The organism is Rhodococcus quanlei, from assembly GCF_055231015.1.
Genome location: NZ_JBUYWD010000002.1, coordinates 131,966 through 148,428 on the forward strand (window position 1 = coordinate 131,966; position 16,463 = coordinate 148,428).

Annotated in this window: 15 protein-coding genes and 1 riboswitch; of the genes, 7 read left to right on the forward strand and 8 right to left on the reverse strand. The window is 63.6% G+C overall.

What is annotated here, in order from left to right; genetic code table 11:
• Positions 1 to 11 precede the first annotated feature (11 nt).
• Entirely contained in the window at positions 12 to 1,871 is a 1,860-nt protein-coding gene (aspS, locus tag ACZI8Q_RS01365; RefSeq protein ID WP_463371704.1) for an aspartate--tRNA ligase, read from the reverse strand.
• Between the two features lie 173 nt (positions 1,872 to 2,044).
• Positions 2,045 to 2,277, forward strand: a riboswitch (cobalamin riboswitch).
• Positions 2,278 to 2,399: 122 nt separating this feature from the next.
• On the opposite strand from aspS, the gene ACZI8Q_RS01370 reads away from it, so the two are divergent.
• The 3 genes from ACZI8Q_RS01370 (at position 2,400) to ACZI8Q_RS01380 (ending at position 5,402) form a co-directional block, all read left to right on the forward strand.
• On the forward strand, positions 2,400 to 3,497 hold the full coding sequence (locus ACZI8Q_RS01370) for a FecCD family ABC transporter permease (protein WP_463371705.1): 1,098 nt from the start codon (positions 2,400 to 2,402) through the stop codon (positions 3,495 to 3,497).
• An 85-nt stretch (positions 3,498 to 3,582) separates the two neighbouring features.
• Entirely contained in the window at positions 3,583 to 4,395 is an 813-nt protein-coding gene (locus tag ACZI8Q_RS01375) for an ABC transporter ATP-binding protein (RefSeq protein WP_463371706.1), read from the forward strand.
• The gene (locus tag ACZI8Q_RS01380; protein WP_463371707.1) at positions 4,392 to 5,402 is read left to right on the forward strand and encodes an ABC transporter substrate-binding protein; all 1,011 of its coding nucleotides are present in this window, start codon (positions 4,392 to 4,394) and stop codon (positions 5,400 to 5,402) included. The genes ACZI8Q_RS01375 and ACZI8Q_RS01380 overlap by 4 nt, the downstream gene beginning before the upstream one ends.
• Before the next feature lie 32 nt (positions 5,403 to 5,434).
• Here ACZI8Q_RS01380 and ACZI8Q_RS01385 read toward each other — a convergent pair whose 3' ends face one another.
• The 4 genes from ACZI8Q_RS01385 to ACZI8Q_RS01400 all read right to left on the reverse strand — a co-directional run bounded on the left by ACZI8Q_RS01385 (position 5,435) and on the right by ACZI8Q_RS01400 (position 9,779).
• The gene (locus ACZI8Q_RS01385; protein ID WP_463371708.1) at positions 5,435 to 6,487 is read right to left on the reverse strand and encodes an Rv2578c family radical SAM protein; all 1,053 of its coding nucleotides are present in this window, start codon (positions 6,485 to 6,487) and stop codon (positions 5,435 to 5,437) included.
• A gap of 341 nt (positions 6,488 to 6,828) precedes the next feature.
• The gene (locus ACZI8Q_RS01390) at positions 6,829 to 7,065 is read right to left on the reverse strand and encodes a group II intron maturase-specific domain-containing protein (RefSeq protein ID WP_463371709.1); all 237 of its coding nucleotides are present in this window, start codon (positions 7,063 to 7,065) and stop codon (positions 6,829 to 6,831) included.
• Positions 7,017 to 8,111, reverse strand: coding sequence for a group II intron reverse transcriptase/maturase (ltrA, locus tag ACZI8Q_RS01395; protein ID WP_463371710.1), 1,095 nt, complete (start codon positions 8,109 to 8,111; stop codon positions 7,017 to 7,019). The genes ACZI8Q_RS01390 and ltrA overlap by 49 nt, the downstream gene beginning before the upstream one ends.
• Before the next feature lie 582 nt (positions 8,112 to 8,693).
• Complete coding sequence (locus ACZI8Q_RS01400; protein ID WP_463371711.1) at positions 8,694 to 9,779, reverse strand: HNH endonuclease signature motif containing protein; 1,086 nt, start codon at positions 9,777 to 9,779, stop codon at positions 8,694 to 8,696.
• A gap of 409 nt (positions 9,780 to 10,188) precedes the next feature.
• Between ACZI8Q_RS01400 and ACZI8Q_RS01405 the strand changes: the two genes are divergently transcribed.
• Positions 10,189 to 10,542, forward strand: coding sequence for a type VII secretion target (locus tag ACZI8Q_RS01405; protein ID WP_463371712.1), 354 nt, complete (start codon positions 10,189 to 10,191; stop codon positions 10,540 to 10,542).
• Positions 10,539 to 11,900: a hypothetical protein gene (locus tag ACZI8Q_RS01410; protein ID WP_463371713.1), complete on the forward strand. Its 1,362-nt coding sequence runs from the start codon at positions 10,539 to 10,541 to the stop codon at positions 11,898 to 11,900. The genes ACZI8Q_RS01405 and ACZI8Q_RS01410 overlap by 4 nt, the downstream gene beginning before the upstream one ends.
• 64 nt (positions 11,901 to 11,964) lie before the next feature.
• On the opposite strand, the gene ACZI8Q_RS01415 is transcribed toward ACZI8Q_RS01410, so the two are convergent.
• From ACZI8Q_RS01415 to ACZI8Q_RS01425, 3 genes are read right to left on the reverse strand one after another with little or no spacing between them, the layout of a single operon-like run.
• Positions 11,965 to 12,552, reverse strand: coding sequence for a hypothetical protein (locus ACZI8Q_RS01415; RefSeq protein ID WP_463371787.1), 588 nt, complete (start codon positions 12,550 to 12,552; stop codon positions 11,965 to 11,967).
• A gap of 34 nt (positions 12,553 to 12,586) precedes the next feature.
• Entirely contained in the window at positions 12,587 to 13,858 is a 1,272-nt protein-coding gene (hisS, locus tag ACZI8Q_RS01420; protein WP_463371714.1) for a histidine--tRNA ligase, read from the reverse strand.
• 6 nt (positions 13,859 to 13,864) lie between these two features.
• Positions 13,865 to 14,575, reverse strand: a complete 711-nt coding sequence (locus ACZI8Q_RS01425) for an MBL fold metallo-hydrolase (protein ID WP_463371715.1) — start codon at positions 14,573 to 14,575, stop codon at positions 13,865 to 13,867.
• 173 nt (positions 14,576 to 14,748) lie between these two features.
• Between ACZI8Q_RS01425 and ACZI8Q_RS01430 the strand changes: the two genes are divergently transcribed.
• Positions 14,749 to 15,603, forward strand: coding sequence for a peptidylprolyl isomerase (locus ACZI8Q_RS01430; RefSeq protein ID WP_463371716.1), 855 nt, complete (start codon positions 14,749 to 14,751; stop codon positions 15,601 to 15,603).
• Entirely contained in the window at positions 15,603 to 16,406 is an 804-nt protein-coding gene (locus ACZI8Q_RS01435; RefSeq protein ID WP_463371717.1) for a peptidylprolyl isomerase, read from the forward strand. Before ACZI8Q_RS01430 ends, ACZI8Q_RS01435 begins: the two co-directional genes overlap by 1 nt.
• Positions 16,407 to 16,463: the final 57 nt, after the last annotated feature.

A 16,463-nucleotide genomic window follows, 5' to 3' on the forward strand; every position in this document is an offset into this window, starting at 1 on the left:
ATCAGTTCACGTCACTTGCCGGTCGCCGCACCTTCGCCTGTGTCTGCCTTCGCGGATGCCGATTCAGTGGGTCCAGCATCTCCCGTTTCGGTGCTCGGCGCTTGTTCCTTCGGTACCGGCTTGGCATCGATTCCGGACTCTTTCCGTTGCGCTGCCGTGATCGGCGCCGGCGCATCGGTCAGCGGGTCGACGCCGCCGCCCGACTTCGGGAAGGCGATCACCTCGCGAATCGAATCGACTCCGGCGAGTAGTGCGGTGATCCTGTCCCAACCGAAGGCGATTCCACCGTGCGGCGGTGCACCGAACGCGAACGCGTCGAGGAGGAACCCGAACTTCTCCCGGGCCTCCTCCTCGGAGATACCCATGACACCGAATACACGCTCCTGCACGTCTTTACGGTGGATACGAATGCTGCCACCGCCGATCTCGTTGCCATTACAGACGATGTCGTACGCATAGGCCAGAGCCGATCCGGGATCCGTGTCGAAGGTATCGAGCGACTCCGGCTTGGGAGAGGTGAACGCGTGGTGGACCGCGGTCCACGCGCTCCAGCCGAGTGCCACGTCCCCGCTGGCGGTGGCGTCCGCTGCAGGTTCGAACATCGGGGCGTCGACCACCCACACGAACGCCCACGCGTTCTCGTCGATGAGATCCTGCTTACGGGCGATCTCACCGCGTGCAGCGCCGAGCAACGCCCGCATCGCCTTGGTGGGGCCGGCGGCGAAGAAGATGCAATCGCCCGGCTTCGCGCCCACGTGCGCGGCGAGGCCCGCACGCTCGTCCGCCGAAAGGTTCTTTGCGACCGGTCCGGCGAGCTCGCCGTCCTCGCCCACCAGAACGTAGGCGAGCCCCTTCGCTCCGCGCTGCTTCGCCCACTCCTGCCAAGCATCGAGTTGGCGGCGTGGCTGACTCGCTCCACCGGGCATGACGACCGCACCGACGTACGGCGCGCGGAACACACGGAACGGTGTCTCCGCAAAGTACTCGGTGCACTCGACCAACTCGAGGTCGAATCGGAGGTCAGGCTTGTCCGAACCGTACCGACGCATGGCTTCCGCGTAGGTCATCCGAGGGATCGGCTCGGCGATCTCGTGGCCGATCAGACGCCACACCGAAGCGAGAATTTCCTCCGCGAGGAGGATCACATCGTCCTGGTTCACAAAGCTCATCTCGATGTCGAGCTGAGTGAACTCGGGCTGACGATCTGCCCGGAAGTCTTCGTCGCGGTAGCAGCGAGCGATCTGGTAGTACCGCTCGATTCCACCGACCATCAGCAACTGCTTGAACAACTGCGGACTCTGCGGGAGCGCATAGAACGACCCCGGTTGCAGCCTGGCGGGCACCAGAAAGTCGCGAGCACCCTCGGGGGTGGAACGAGTCAGCGTGGGTGTCTCCACCTCGACGAACTCGTGGTGGGCCAGAACCCCGCGCGCTGCGGCGTTGACCTTCGAACGCAAACGAATGGCCTGGCCGGGGCCTTCGCGACGGAGGTCGAGGTAGCGGTGTTTGAGTCGCGCTTCCTCGCCTGCCTGATCGTCGAGCTGGAACGGCAACGGCGCGCTTTCGTTGAGCACCTCGAGGTCCGTGGCGTTCACCTCGATGGCGCCGGTCGCAATCTCGAAGTTCCGGTTACCTTCCGGTCGAGACTCCACCGTGCCCGTGATCTTCACGCAGTACTCGGCACGAAGTCGATGCGCTTGCTCCGCCGCAGGTCCTTCACGGAACACGACCTGCGAGACACCGGAAGCGTCGCGCAGGTCGATGAACACCACTCCACCGTGATCGCGGCGCCGGGCAACCCAACCGGTCAGGGTCACGGTTTGCTCGGCGTGCTCGGCTCTCAGAGAACCGGCGAGATGTGTGCGTAGCACGGGATTCCTTTCGAAACGTGGAGCAAGCTACTTCTTCGGCTGTGATCCTACGGAGACGTACGGCGCGATCGGAAACGCCCACCCGATTATGGTCCGTGGTCTCCGGGCTCGCCGACAAGTCGGCGTTTCGACGGCATCCTGCTGCACCTGCCCCGGAATCCGGCGCTACTGCTAGCATCCGGGTTGTTGCTGGTCCACCCTTCTTCGGTTGCGCGGAATGGTGGGGTAACAGGGAATCCGGTGAGAATCCGGAATTGGCCCGCAGCGGTATTCGGGAACGACCGTCGTCAACAGCACTGGGTACACATCCGCGTATGTGCGGGTGAACCCGGGAAGCGGCGACCAGTAGGCAGTGCCTTCGCACACGCCCGTAAGTCCGAAGACCTGCCAGCACACCACACGAGAGATGCGTGTGGTGACCGACGGCTTCGAGGCACAAGCCAGGGTCCCCGCCGATGGTGCGTTACTGTGCGCCTTCCGCGCGGTGCCTGAGTGCCCCTTCGAGGTCCTCAACAGGCGAGGACACCGATGAACACGCTCGACACAGCGCCACAAGCGGTGCGTGGGCCCATACGTGCCGCGTCCACTGCACCACTCGTCCGCACCACCGTGATCGCTGCGGGCGTCACCGCCGTGCTGGTCGTCTCCGCACTGGTCGCGGTCGGGATCGGAACGGTCCCGATCCCATGGTCGGACACCGTGCACTACCTGTCCGCCTACGTCACCGGCAGTGTCATCGAGCCTGACGAGGTCACCCGCTATCGCATCATCGCCGATACACGGCTGCCCCGCGTCCTGCTGGCGATCGTGGTCGGTGCGGGATTGTCCATGGTGGGTGTGGCGGTCCAGGCAATGGTGCGCAATGCGCTCGCCGACCCTTTTGTGCTCGGCATTTCCTCCGGCGCTGCGGTCGGCGCGACGTCGGTGATCTTGTTCGGGGTGTTCGCCGCGATGGGAATCGCCGCAATCTCGTTAGCCGCCTTTATCGGCGCCCTGGTGGCGACCGTGCTCGTCTATGTCGCTGCACGCACCCGCGAGGGTCTGTCGCCCCTGCGTCTTGTGCTCACCGGTACAGCCTTGGCTTACGGGTTCTCCGCGATCACCACTGTCATGGTGTTCGTCTCCCCGCGCGGCGAGGATGCCAAGTCGGTGATGTTCTGGTTGCTCGGCAGTCTGGCGCCGGCCAGATGGTCGGCGTTACCTGTCACCACCGGCGTTGTGGTCATGGGTGCGATATTGCTCCTCGTGTGGTCCACAAAGCTCAATGCCTTGGTCATGGGTGACGATGTGGCCAGCGGCCTCGGTTTGGATGCGCAGCGGTTCCGTGTGCAGCTGTTCGTCGTGTGCGCGGCCATGACCGGGACTCTTGTCGCGATCGTCGGAGCGATCGGATTCGTCGGCCTCGTCGTTCCGCACGTGACACGCATGATCGTCGGCGCAGACCACACCAGAGTGCTCATCATTGCTCCTCTGTTGGGAGCCGTCTTCATGGTGTGGGCCGACGTGATCAGCCGCGTCGTAGTCGCACCCTCGGAGCTCCCCATCGGCGCGATCACCGCGTTTGTCGGTGTCCCGACGTTCGTACTCCTCATGCGTGCCCGCCGCTACACGTTCGGCAACACATGACGACGGGGCTTGGCCGCCGCATAACGACCCCCACCGACACACAGACGTCGACTGAACCACGATGCCGACAGAAGGAACCTTCCGCATGGACTTGACGATCGAGGACCTGACCGTCGAGGTCGCCGCGAGCACCTTGATAAGGGGCGTGGACCTGGCGGCACGTCGCGGCGAACTCGTGGGACTCGTCGGACCGAACGGCAGTGGCAAGTCGACAATCCTTCGGTGCGCATACCGCGCTCTGCGGCCCACTGCAGGCCGTGTACTGCTCGATGGCGCCGACGTACAGAGCATGACGATGAAACAGAGCGCCCTGCGCCTCGCCGCGCTGAGTCAACAGGCGACAGTCGAATTCGGATTCACCGTCGACGAGGTCGTGGCCACCGGCCGCCTGCCGCACACCAGCGCGCTCGGTCGCGACAGCCACGATTGCCACGCGATCGTCGCCGAGGCTCTGCGAACTGCTGGGGCCGCCCACTTGTCGTCGCGTTCCTACCTGGAGCTGTCCGGTGGCGAACGGCAGCGCGTCCTGATCGCCCGAGCTCTCGCCCAGCAACCGCAGGTCCTCGTTCTCGACGAGCCCACGAACCATCTTGACATCAAGCATCAGATCGACGTTCTACGTAAAGTCCGCGACCTGGGAATCACGGTGCTCGCTGCGCTGCATGACCTCAACCTCGCAGCGATGTTCTGCGACCGGATCTATGTCCTCGATCGGGGCACCATTGTCACCTCCGGAACCCCACGTGAAGTGCTGGTGCCGAGCATCGTACGCGACGTATTCGGCGTCGAAGCGCACGTGATCACTCATCCCCATACCGGTGCACCGCAACTTCTGTACTCGCCGAACACGATGTCCGACGACCCTGCCACCCATCTCGAGGAGATCACCACCGCATGAGAATCCGCAACGCGTTGACCTGCTCCGCGCTCACTGTGTCCGCCGTCCTGCTTGCCGGATGCGGCGCCCAGATCGATGACACCTCCACCGAGGCAGCGGCCGGATATCCGGTCACAGTCACCAACTGCGGTGTCGAGAAGACCTTCGACGCGCCACCGGACAACGTGGTGGTCAACGACATCAACATGACGGAGATGATGTTCGCGCTGGGCCTCGAAGACCACATGGCCGGCTACATTCTCAGCGACTCGAAGGACGGTAATGCCGCCGCGTCCCCATGGAAGGACAGTTTCGAAGCGGTGCCGCTGCTCGGCACCAAGATCAACAAGGAACTCGTCCAGGGCGCAAGTGCCGACCTCGTTTTCGCGGGCTGGAACTACGGATTCACCGAATCCAGTGGTGTCACACCGGACGTGCTGGCGAACGTCGGCATCCCCAGCTACGTTCTCACCGAGTCTTGCCGCCAAGGCGACAGTACCGCTCGCGGCATCATGGATCCGATCCAAGCGCTCTACACCGACATCGACAACCTCGGAACGATCTTCGGGGTACCCGAGCGGGCCGACCAGCTGATAGCCGACTACAAGAAGACGATCTCCGATGCCCGCGCGACAATCCCCGCCGACAGGCCGGCACCCACGGTATTCCTGTACGACGACGGCACTACTCAGCCACTCACTGTCGGTACCAACGCAGCGGCACATGACGTCATCACACGCGCGGGCGGCAAGAATATCTTCGATGACATCGACGACAGCTGGACCGATGTCTCCTTCGCCGCGGCCGCCGACCGCAATCCTGACGTGATACTGATCAACGACTACGGCAGTACTTCTGCAGAGCAGAAAGAAGAATTCCTTCGAAGCCACCCGCTGATGGCGAGCACGACGGCAGTCGAGAACGGCAACTTCTTCGTGCTTACGTACCCGCAACTGACCGAAGGCCCACAGAATCCTCAGGCCATCGCGGATTTCGCCGAGTACCTAAACACACTCAGCGACTCCTGAGTGGACCTGGATTCTCGTACCGGCCAAGGACGTCAGAACAACGTGAGTGTCTCGGCACGGGCAGATTGTGCGCCCCGTGGGCCGGGTGCGCCAGCGCCCTCCACAGCACGCTGCCGCTGTGCTGGCGCCTCCGACTCGACGCTGGGCACGAGTCCGTGCTTGACGATCAATGGATCGAGGCGCCGCTTCAACCACGCCTTGTATTCGGTACTGACGTAGGCGCCGCGACCGTACAGCTGCCGGTACTGCCGAATCAGGGCGGGGTGTTCCGCTGCCAGCCACGTCAGGAACCACCCCTTGGTACTCCCCCGCAGGTGCATCGGAAACGCGGTAACCGAATCGGCACCGACGTCGGCAATGGCACCGAGTAGTCCGTCGAGGTGCCGTTCGGAGTCGGTGAGAAACGGGATGACGGGCGCGACCATGACATTGCACGGCAGGCCGGCATCACGCAGGGCGCGAATCAGGTCCAGTCGCGCGCGTGTGGACGGGACCCCGGGTTCCAGGGACTTCTGCAGGTCCTCGTCGTGGATCGCGAGTGACACCCCGATACTCACCGGAACCTGCTGCGCGGCCAACGACAGAAGCGGGATGTCCCTGCGAAGCAGCGTCCCTTTGGTGAGTATCGAGAACGGCGTGCCCGATTCCACGAGTGCTCGAATCACTCCTGGCATCAATCGGTAGCGGCCCTCTGCACGCTGGTAGGGATCGGTGTTCGTCCCCAGCGCGACGTGGTCACGCTGCCACGACTTCCGGGAGAGTTCCCTCCGGAGCACCGCGCCCACGTTGGTTTTCACCACGATCTCGTTGTCGAAGTCCGACCCTGCATCGAGATCGAGATATTCGTGCGTGGGCCGCGCGAAGCAGTATTTGCATGCGTGCGAGCAGCCTCGAAATGTGTTGACGGTGAAATGGAATGGAAGGGCTGCTGCGTCCGGAACTTTGTTGAGCGCGCTCTTGCACAGCACTTCGTGGAAGGTGACCCCGTCGAAATCGGGGGTACGCACGGTCTGCACCAAACCGGAACGATCGAGACCGGGCAACGCACCATCGTCGAGGCCGATCGCTTGCCCGTTCCATCGCATGACCTAATGCGAACATACGTTCTAATGCCTGTCAATGCACTGGCCCCTCATGCCTGAACAACGCCGCGCCGAGTAGCGCCGGCCTGTGGTGCTGGTGGTCGGCGCTACTCGGGTCAGGCACGGTCAGGCCGCTTGGGGGCCGGCGCGTTTGCTGACGGTGGCGCGGTGGTTCGACGGCAGCGGCTGCGGTCGCGTCCCAAACGGTGAAGGCGGCAGGAACCAGGGATGCCGATCGGTACCCATCCGAACGTCCCACCCGGAGTGATGCAACAACCGGTGGTGAGTCGCCGGGGGGAATTTCACCCCCCGGCGCTCTCAGAACCGTGCGTGACAGTCTCCCGTCACACGGCTCCCGACGTCGAGCCTGAGGGCAATGCCCCGTGTCGCCAGTGGACGAACATGCCCGGATACTCGGAGGCGATCTCCGCCAACCTGCGTCGCGCTTTCGCTTTGTAGCGATGCAGGTGCTTGTATTTCCGGCACGCCCAACTCACCAGATGGCGGTTGAGTGCTTCGGCCAGGAAGCCGATCAACGCGGACTTGTAGAAGCGCCCGTAGTAGTTGATCCAGCCCGCCACCACTCGATTGATCCTCGCGCGACCTGCTTGAAAGAGAGGTCGGTACGGCGACCCAGACGCCACCCACGAATAACCGAACCCATCGACTTGCACGCAGCCTTGCTGACCGCCGGAAGGAAACCGACCTTCCAACCGTCGCTATGGATGCGCGCATACCGCGGGCGGAACGTGTAGCCGAGGAACGTGAACTCGACCAACGCACCAGCGATGCGAGGTCTCCCGTCCTGGGCGCAGTACACGATCCGAGTCTTCTCAGGATGTAGTCGTAACCCGAACTTCCACAACCGGGCAGCGATCAGGTTGCGTATGAACTTCGCTTGCTTCTCGCTGCCGCAATGGACGATCGCGTCGTCGCAGTACCTCTCGAACCTGACCCGGTCCTGGCCGTCATGCAACCACCGGTCGAATGCATAGTGCATGAACAGGTTCGACAACAACGGGGAAATCGCAGATCCTTGTGGGGTCCCGCGATCCCGGGACGCCAACGTCCCGTCCGACTGTTGAATCGGTGCCGTGAGCCACCGCCGCACATACAACAGCACCCACGGCAGGTCGGTGTGATGCTCTACCGCCTTCAGGATCGGTTCGTGCGGCACGTTGTCGAAGAACCCCTGAATGTCCAGATCGATCACCCAGGACTGTTCCCAACACCGCTGACGGCAGGTTGCGACCGCGTCCAACGCAGACCGCCCGGGGCGGTAGCCATACGAGTCGGGGTGGAACACCGGTTCCGCCTCCGGCTCGAGCGTCATGGTCACCACCGTCTGAGCAATCCTGTCCGCGACCGTCGGCACGCCGAGCACCCGCACACCCTTCCCACCTACCTTCGGGATCTCCACCGCCTTGACCGGCGGCGGGAAATAAGATCCCGACGACATCCGATTCCAGATTTTGTACAGGTTGTCCTTCTCGTCCTGCGCAAAATCTGCCAGTGACTGCCCGTCGATCCCAGCAGCCCCCTTGTTGGCCTTCACTTTCTGATATGCAGCCCAGACCAGGTGCTTGGAAATATCAAACGCCTTGCCCCCAGACCTTGTCTCGATCATCGGATTCCTCCCAACAACAGCTGGTTGATCAGTAATCGACACACGACGACCCGACCCCTTCGCTCCACTCCCATTACAGGCGCTTCACCACTACTACGAGCCGGTCCGCCCTCCTGCCCCGCAGGTCGGTATCACCGACCGCCTCAACGCTCTTCACGTCTTGACTGTGTCCTTCTCGCCGAACGCAATACGTTCGCCGGTTCGGGGCGAGGAGTTCTCCTGTTCCGTATCGAAGCCGTCTGGTCGAGCTCGCGCCACCTATATGCCGGACACCACCGAGGCAGGAGGCAGATGACCCCTTGGCTCATCCCGGAAAAATCACCAGTTTCCGGTTTTGATGTCATCTCATGCGTTACGACACGTCGTCAGTGGTTCACTCACGTTCGCCTTCTCGACCCTCACCTGCCGCCGTCATTGCGGCGACTTTTCCATGACGCTCACCACCACGGCTCATTCACCGCAGCAGCTCATGGCGGTTTGGAACCACCCTCTGCCGGGCGACCCCGAAGGACCTTCCTTCATCTTCGATACAGCACTACAACAGCAAGATTCAGCTTCTACATCAGAACCTCACTCTCGTATTCAGGACACACGGTGAAATCCGCACAACAACACCAGATTGTCCATATCGGTGGGCCCGTGATCGACCCAATGAACAATGTGATGGCCTTCGCACCACGACGGTGGTGCCCCACAATTCGGGAACGCGCACCCACGATCACGGGCCACCAAAGCACGGCGTTGTTTACCGGTCACCGTGCGGACCGCGTCCCCCAGATCAAGGGGTGCACCATGCGGGTCGACGACCACGGCGGACAGCACACAATCACACGACAACAGGCGTGCCGTGTTCACCGTGATCGGGCCCATCCACGACGCCCACCCCACATGATCGCGATCCAAATCGGCGAACAGATCCCGATACGCGCTCTCGTCCGGTGGCGGGTCCGATGCCGACCGGTCTGATGCCGACCGGTCTGATGCCGACCGGTCTGATGCCGACCGGTCTGATGCTTCCTGTTCCGGGGCCGGGTGCCCGGCCAGATCCGCAGCCTTCACGGTCACACTGATGTGCGGTTTCTGCCCACCCTCGACCGGTCCCGCACCGGAGGCCAGATACCGGCGCAGCAGCTCGGCGAACCCATCCGCCCGACGGCGCGCCGGAGACCGCGCATCCCGGGTGCCATCAGTGGCGGGCCGCGGTGTCGACAACCCCGACAACGCCGCCAACAACGCATCCCGACACGCCGGTAACGCTTCCGCCGGCATCGCGGCCGGCGGTTTCTCACAGAACCGCACGATCAACCCCGCATGCGCAAGCGAAATCTCCCCCGCATCCACGGCGGCCCCGACCTCCCGATGATCGCGCAACGCCGCCCCCAACGCGATCAACCTCCCTGCCGCCCCCACCTCCAACAACGTGTTGCACGCCAACCACATTGTGGTGCTCCGATACCCGAGCACATCCACCTCACAGCGGGCACCGACCTCCGCCACCAGACGCACCCGACGCGCCTCCAAACGCGCAATCTCGGCCGACAACTCCAACACCGACTCACACAACTGCCGATCCGCCAACTGCCACGACTCCGGCGCATTCGTCGCCAACCGCAGCGCATCCGCCCGCAACTGCTCGTCTACCCCGTGGCGTGCATCCCCCGACCCCATACACACACCCTAAATCGAACACCCGTTCGAGTCAATGACTCGTTGAAATTTGGGATCGACCCGGCCGAGGTCCGGATTCGAGCGCAACAGGGCAGAAGCAGATGTCGCGTAGCGACACCCTCCATGCGCAGCTCTCGGTGTACGCGTCCGACCCAATCCAGCGGCACTGCAGCTCTCGCCCACGGCCGGACAGGCGTCGACGAAGATCTCGCGAACAGCACACGATCAAACCGTTCCGGTGATCGGAAATCGCCAGACGTACAGGAAGTCCACTTCCGATGGGAACATCTCCTCGACCTCGCATGTCACCGGCGAGCGGCCATGAACATGCGGCACGCCGTGCGGTACTCCCGTACCGATCCGAGGCGAGTGCGATAGAGTCACGGGGCACGCTTTCCACCTCGGGGGGATGAACTTGAGCGAACTATTCGTCGTCACTGACGGCATTCGGGATTACGGCAACACGGCCGCGCAGGCAGCAGAGCAGGTCGGTAGCGCAGGCGCCATAGACCTTGCCGCCAATATGGCTGCACTCGCACCCGTTCTCGGGCCGATCGGCGCCGACTTCCTGGCCTCGTTCGCAAATGCGCAGACCATTCACGCGAAACAGGTTGCGGCACTTGCCCATCACTACGGACAAACCGCTGCCGCCGCCCACGCGACCGCCGAATCATACGATTCCACCGACGGAGCCACATCCTCCGCATTGGGTACGGTCGGCCAGGGTCTCGACGCAACACAGGGAACCGGAGGCACAGCATGAGCGATCCGTATTCGGCCCCTCCGCAGACGGTCATGGACCTTCTTCAGGGAAGCCCTGTCGGCGAGGCATTGAACACGCCGCTGCCCGCCACTCCCATGGAAGCGCTACAGAACTCGCCGCTGGGCCCTCTGCTCGACACACCAGTCGACGGTGCCGGGCTCCCTGCCGGACCGGAGTTGCCGCCGCTGCCGCAACTGCCACCTCTCCCGCCCAACCCGATCGAGGCAATCCTTCAGGGGCTGCCCATACCGGCATTGCCCGGAATCGACGAGTTGTTCAAACCGTTGACGGATCTCGCCGGTTCGTTCGGCACGGGCTCACTGGGAGCGTTCGATCCGACAGCGATTCTCACCGCATCCTCCGGAATGATCGATCAGGCCATGTCGTTGAGCATGACCGGACTCAAGGTCCTCGACCAAGTCTGGGAGAGCGACGCAGCACAATCGGCCCAGGCACAAGGCCGGCAAGCCCAGGTCTCCGGGGCAGAGCTCAGTGAACGCGGAGACCAGATCTCCACCACGACACAGAGCGCCGCGGCATCCGTTGCGCGCGGAAACGCCAATCTGGCAACGATTTCCCAATCGTTTGCAGCCACTGCCACTGCTGCCGCCCCGATGATCATGACCCCGCCCGGTCAAGCCATGCTCCTGGCCTCGGCTGCTGAGCATCTCAAAGCTGCTATCGGCGTCGTCACCAACACGCGAACCGAACTCAGCGAGCAGACACTCACGATGAACGGGCTCGCTGCCGAGGTTCCCGTACCGCCACCACCCGCGGTTCCCGGAGCCATCGGTGGACAATCGCCGTTCGCCCTCGCCAGCACGGTGATCGAGAAGGTCGGCCAACCAATGGTCTCGACCATTACCAGCGGTATCGAGGACATAGCCAGCACCCACGCCGCGGGCGTGTCGGCGGATCTGCCGACCGGTGCCGACGGACTGTCGCGCACAACCCCGTCGTCCGCCGGAGTTGGCGGTGGCGGTTCGGCGGGTGGTGCCCTGGGCGGCATCGGCGGCGGCGTGATCGCCGGCGGCGCAGCCGCAGCATTTCGCGGTCCCTCCGCACCCGCAGCACCGGCCGCTGCCGCACCGGTTGCCGGTGCATCCTCGACCCCTGCAGGCGGACCGATCACCAGCGGTGCGACCAGCAGGACAATGGGTGGTGTACCGATGGGAGGCATGGGCGCCATGGGTGCGGGAGCACGCGGCGGTGGAGACGACGAATCAGGCCGCAGCACGCCGAACTACCTTGTGAACGCCGTTGACGAGAACGCTTTCGTCAGTGACCTGCCGATGGTCACGCCGGCAGTCATCGGCGGCGAGGATCAAGACGAGGACCCCTTCAGCGCCCCGTCCTGACCATTGAGCCGAGTGGCAAATCGATGGTAGGCAACGAAATGTTTCGTTGCCTACCATCGATTGCTCACTCGGTCAGCTCGGCCACCTCGTGATCCGTCAGAACCGCCCGTGACGAACCACCCGTCGACTTCACCAAGTCGACGGCCCGGTACAGCGGCCGCTCTCCGAGCGCGGCATCGCGCGCTTCGGCCCGCAATTGTTCGATCAGCGCCGAAGCGATCGAAACGGCAGGCACCGATTCACTGCGCGACAACGCATCTGCGAGGCCACGGAGTCCGAGGATCTCGAGCTCACGCCCGCCGTCATTCGTGTACAACGCAAGAGGAACGGCAACGGAACCCTCGGAATCGGTGACGCGAACGCTCACTTCGCTCACTCGCCCACTCCGTACGTGAAGTTCGGCACCGATCGCTGCCGCCACGTCGACATGCCGTGAACGAAAACCTCCGGTCGATCGGATCACGTTATCCTGCAGCGTAATTCCCCGCCGAAGCGCAATGACGGCAGGCAAGGCCGTGGGCAACGCCACAATCACGCCGACGGAGATCCCAACCCACGGCTGAGTGAACAGTGCCACAATCGCGCCGATCGCCGCACCGAGGAGCACCGCCCCCACGGCTACCTTCTTCAGCCGTGGGGCGATCAGCGACATCGGCACCAGGTCGAGGGAGACCTGATCGCTCCCGTCAACCACCGAGGATCGCTTTCACCTCGCCGACCACGTCGGCGAGTGCGCTCGTGTGCTGTTCACCCGTGCCGAGGTTCTTGAGAACGATTGCACCCTCTGTCAGTTCCCGCTCGCCGAGCACGAGCGCGATCTGCGCGCCCGAACGATCGGCGATCTTCATTCCTGCCTTGACACTGCGGTCTCCGTAGACGAGATCCACCCGAACTCCCTCGGAGCGCAGCCGGTGCGCGATCACCATGAGCTCGGCTTTGGCGTCGGATCCGAGTGGGATTCCGAACACCTCGCAGCGAGCCGTTGTGGTGGCCGACTTCCCTTCCGCCTCGAGCGCGAGAATGGTCCTGTCGACGCCCAACCCGAACCCGATACCGGAGAGCTCCTGCCCTCCGAGTTGCGCCATCAATCCGTCGTAACGGCCGCCACCGCCGATTCCGGATTGTGCACCGAGGCCGTCGTGCACGAATTCGAAGGTCGTCTTCGTGTAATAGTCGAGGCCGCGCACCATTCTCGGATTGATCACGTACGGGACACCCAAGGCATCCAGATGCGCCAGAACCTCGTCGAAGTGGCCTTTCGCCGAATCCGACAAGTGGTCGAGCATCAGCGGGGCGTCGGCAGTCATCTCACGCACCGCGGGACGTTTGTCGTCCAGTACCCGCAGCGGGTTGATCTCGGCACGCCGCCGCGTCTCTTCGTCCAGCGGCAGCGCGAACAGAAACTCTTGCAGTCGTTCGCGATACTGCGGACGACAAGTTTCGTCTCCGAGGGAAGTGATCTCGAGCCGAAAGCCTTCCAGTCCCAGACTCCGGAAACCTGCATCGGCGACCGCTACGACCTCGGCGTCCAGCGCTGGGTCGTCCACCCCGATCGCCTCGACACCCACCTGCTGAAGCTGGCGATAGCGGCCCGCCTGCGGCCGCTCGTACCGGAAAAAGGGACCGTTGTAGCTGAGCTTCACCGGTAGCTGTCCGCGATCGAGGCCGTGCTCTATGACGGCACGCATCACGCCCGCAGTACCCTCCGGGCGCAGCGTCACCGAACGATCTCCCCGATCGGCAAATGTGTACATCTCCTTGCTCACCACATCGGTCGACTCACCGACACCGCGCGCGAACAATCCGGTGTCCTCGAAGATCGGCAATTCGATGTGCCCGTACCCTGCGAGCCGCGCTGCGCGAGTCAGACCGTCACGTACGGCCACGAACTCGGCCGAGAGAGGCGGAACGTAGTCCGGAACGCCCTTGGGCGCAGAAAAGGTGCTGGCTTTGCTCACGATCGCCTAGTTTCCCCTCGTTCTTGGTCTGAATGTCGAGTTTGTGGTCTGAAGGTCGAGCAGAAACGGATTCGATTGCCGCTCGGCACCGATGGTCGTCGAACCGCCGTGCCCGGGCAGGACCACTGTGGCATCGGAGCACGGCAGCAACTTCTCGGCGATCGACTCGAGCAGCTGCGCATGATTCCCACCCGGGAGGTCGGAGCGGCCGATCGACCCCTGGAACAGCGTATCGCCGGTCAATGCCACCTCCAGTGGTCCGTCCTCGGTATGTGCCACGGTCGTGAAGACCACCGAACCACCGGTGTGCCCAGGCGTATGAGCTACATCGAAATCGATACCCGCATGTTCGAGCCGATCCCCATCCCGCAATTCGACAACCGTATCCGGTTCGGTGAATTCGACACCCTCGATGAACTGCTTCATCGTCGGCCCGATTCCACGGCCGGGATCGGACAACATGTAGCGATCCTCCGGATGAATGTAGGCCGGAACCCCGTATTTGTCGCAGACAGGTTTCACGGACCACACATGGTCGAGGTGTCCGTGCGTCAAGAGCACGGCAGTGGGCGTCAGATTCGACTGCGTCAGGAACTCGACCAGCGGTTCCGTCGCATCCTGGCCTGGATCGACGACCACGCATTCCGCGGCGTTCGGTAGCGCGAGGACGTAACAGTTCGTCTGAAACATCCCGGCCGGAAATCCTGTGACGAGCACCAGCGTCGCTCCTAGATCGTCTTCGTGGTCGGTTGTTCTACCGTCGATACAGCCTATGCTGCCGCCCGCAGAACCGGTTCTCAGGTTCGGATGGCAGACTCGGACGGCGAATGTGCCGGGGTCGGCGCAGAACCCGAACACCTGACACCGAGCGATCATGGGAGGACCGCGTAGTGCCGAGCAACGAGCAACGCAGGGAAGCCGCCAAACGGAAACTCGAGCGGCAACTCGAGCACCGGGCTCAACGCACACGCAAGCGCAAACAGTTGGCCATTGCCGGGTCTGTGGTGGGCGTTGTCGTCGTCGTCGCCGTCGGCGCCATTGCGTTCACACTCACTCGCGGTGACGATTCCGAGCAGACCGTGTCCGCTTCTCCTGAGGCGGGCGTGATGCCGACCAGTCGGGCGGAGCCGCTACCCGAGACGGTCTCGTGCTCGTACCCGGATTCCGGGCAACCGCCCGCCAAGGAGGTCGACCCGCCGCGCACCGAAGGTATCGACACCACCGTCGAAGAGGTCAGTGTGAGCATGGAGACCACACAGGGAAATATCGGCCTCATCCTGGACAACGCCAAGTCCCCGTGCACGGTCAACAGTTTTCTGAGTCTTGCGGGCCAGGGGTACTTCGACAACACTCCGTGCCATCGTCTGGTCACCGGCGGCCTGAAAGTGCTGCAGTGTGGTGACCCGACCGGCACCGGCACCGGCGGGCCGGGATACGGGTTCGACAACGAATTCCCGACCGATCAGTACGAGCCGTCCGATCCGGCCCTTCAGCAACCCGTCACCTACCCACGCGGGACCATTGCCATGGCCAACAGCGGCCAGCCGGGAAGTAACGGAAGTCAGTTCTTCCTCGTGTACGGGGATTCGCAGCTTCCGCCGCAGTACACGACTTTCGGGACGATCGACGACACCGGGCTCGCCACGATCGAGAAGGTCGCGGCGGCCGGCGACGACGGGTCGATGGCGGCCGGAGGCGGTAAACCCAACCTTCCGATCGACATCACCTCTGTAAGGATGGACTGATGAAACGCACCGCCCTCCTAGCTGCCGGCCTCGGCCTGGCCTTGGCTCTGACCGCTTGTTCCGACGATTCCAGTGATTCGGCGGCGAACACGTCGAGCACCACACCCGCGTCGACCACGCCGAGTGCGGCCGAGCAACCGGCTATCGACAAGTCGCAGTTCGGCTCGCTACCACCGGTTCCGGAGCCCGCTGCTGCCACGGTTTCGTGCGACTACGCCACCGGGGGTGCACCGCCCGCTCGCGACGTCACTCCCCCGCCTGCCGCCGATGTTGCCGCGCAAGGCACCGTGAACATCAATCTCGCCACGAGCGTGGGACCGATCGGCCTCGAGTTGTCGCGGGACCAGGCGCCGTGCACGGTCAACAGTTTCGTCTCTCTCACCGAGCAGGGCTACTACGACGACAGCCCGTGTCACCGCCTGGTAACCGGGCAGGGTCTCCAGGTGCTGCAGTGCGGGGACCCGACGGGCACCGGTACCGGCGGCCCCGGCTACCAGTACGACACCGAGTACCCGGAGACCGCATTTGCGGCCGGTGACCCCCAGCTCCGACAGCCCGTGGTCTACCCGCGTGGCACCATCGCAATGGCAAACACCGGGCAACCCGGCAGCAACGGCGGCCAGTTCTTCCTGGTCTACGCTGATTCGTTCCTTCCGCCCACCTACACGGTGTTCGGCACCATCGACGAAGCCGGATTGGCAACCATAGAGAAGGTCGCAGCAGAGGGCGACGACGGGTCGATGGCGGCCGGAGGCGGCAAGCCGAACATGGACGTCCAGATCGAGACGGTGACGGTCACCTGACCCCGACACGCCTGATCCCAAACGAAGGGCTGCCTCCGAGACCATCGGAGGCAGCCC

What these genes read in the sequence shown, in the direction of transcription:
- ACZI8Q_RS01385 (WP_463371708.1), bottom strand. Translation starts at nt 6,487, where the DNA reads ATGCGATGGAACGGGCAAGCGATCGGCCTCGACGATGGTGCGTTGCCC.
- ACZI8Q_RS01400 (WP_463371711.1), bottom strand. Translation starts at nt 9,779, where the DNA reads ATGGGGTCGGGGGATGCACGCCACGGGGTAGACGAGCAGTTGCGGGCG.
- ACZI8Q_RS01375 (WP_463371706.1), top strand. Translation starts at nt 3,583, where the DNA reads ATGGACTTGACGATCGAGGACCTGACCGTCGAGGTCGCCGCGAGCACC.
- ltrA (WP_463371710.1), bottom strand. Translation starts at nt 8,111, where the DNA reads ATGATCGAGACAAGGTCTGGGGGCAAGGCGTTTGATATTTCCAAGCAC.
- ACZI8Q_RS01435 (WP_463371717.1), top strand. Translation starts at nt 15,603, where the DNA reads ATGAAACGCACCGCCCTCCTAGCTGCCGGCCTCGGCCTGGCCTTGGCT.
- ACZI8Q_RS01370 (WP_463371705.1), top strand. Translation starts at nt 2,400, where the DNA reads ATGAACACGCTCGACACAGCGCCACAAGCGGTGCGTGGGCCCATACGT.
- ACZI8Q_RS01380 (WP_463371707.1), top strand. Translation starts at nt 4,392, where the DNA reads ATGAGAATCCGCAACGCGTTGACCTGCTCCGCGCTCACTGTGTCCGCC.
- ACZI8Q_RS01415 (WP_463371787.1), bottom strand. Translation starts at nt 12,552, where the DNA reads ATGTCGCTGATCGCCCCACGGCTGAAGAAGGTAGCCGTGGGGGCGGTG.
- ACZI8Q_RS01410 (WP_463371713.1), top strand. Translation starts at nt 10,539, where the DNA reads ATGAGCGATCCGTATTCGGCCCCTCCGCAGACGGTCATGGACCTTCTT.
- ACZI8Q_RS01405 (WP_463371712.1), top strand. Translation starts at nt 10,189, where the DNA reads ATGAACTTGAGCGAACTATTCGTCGTCACTGACGGCATTCGGGATTAC.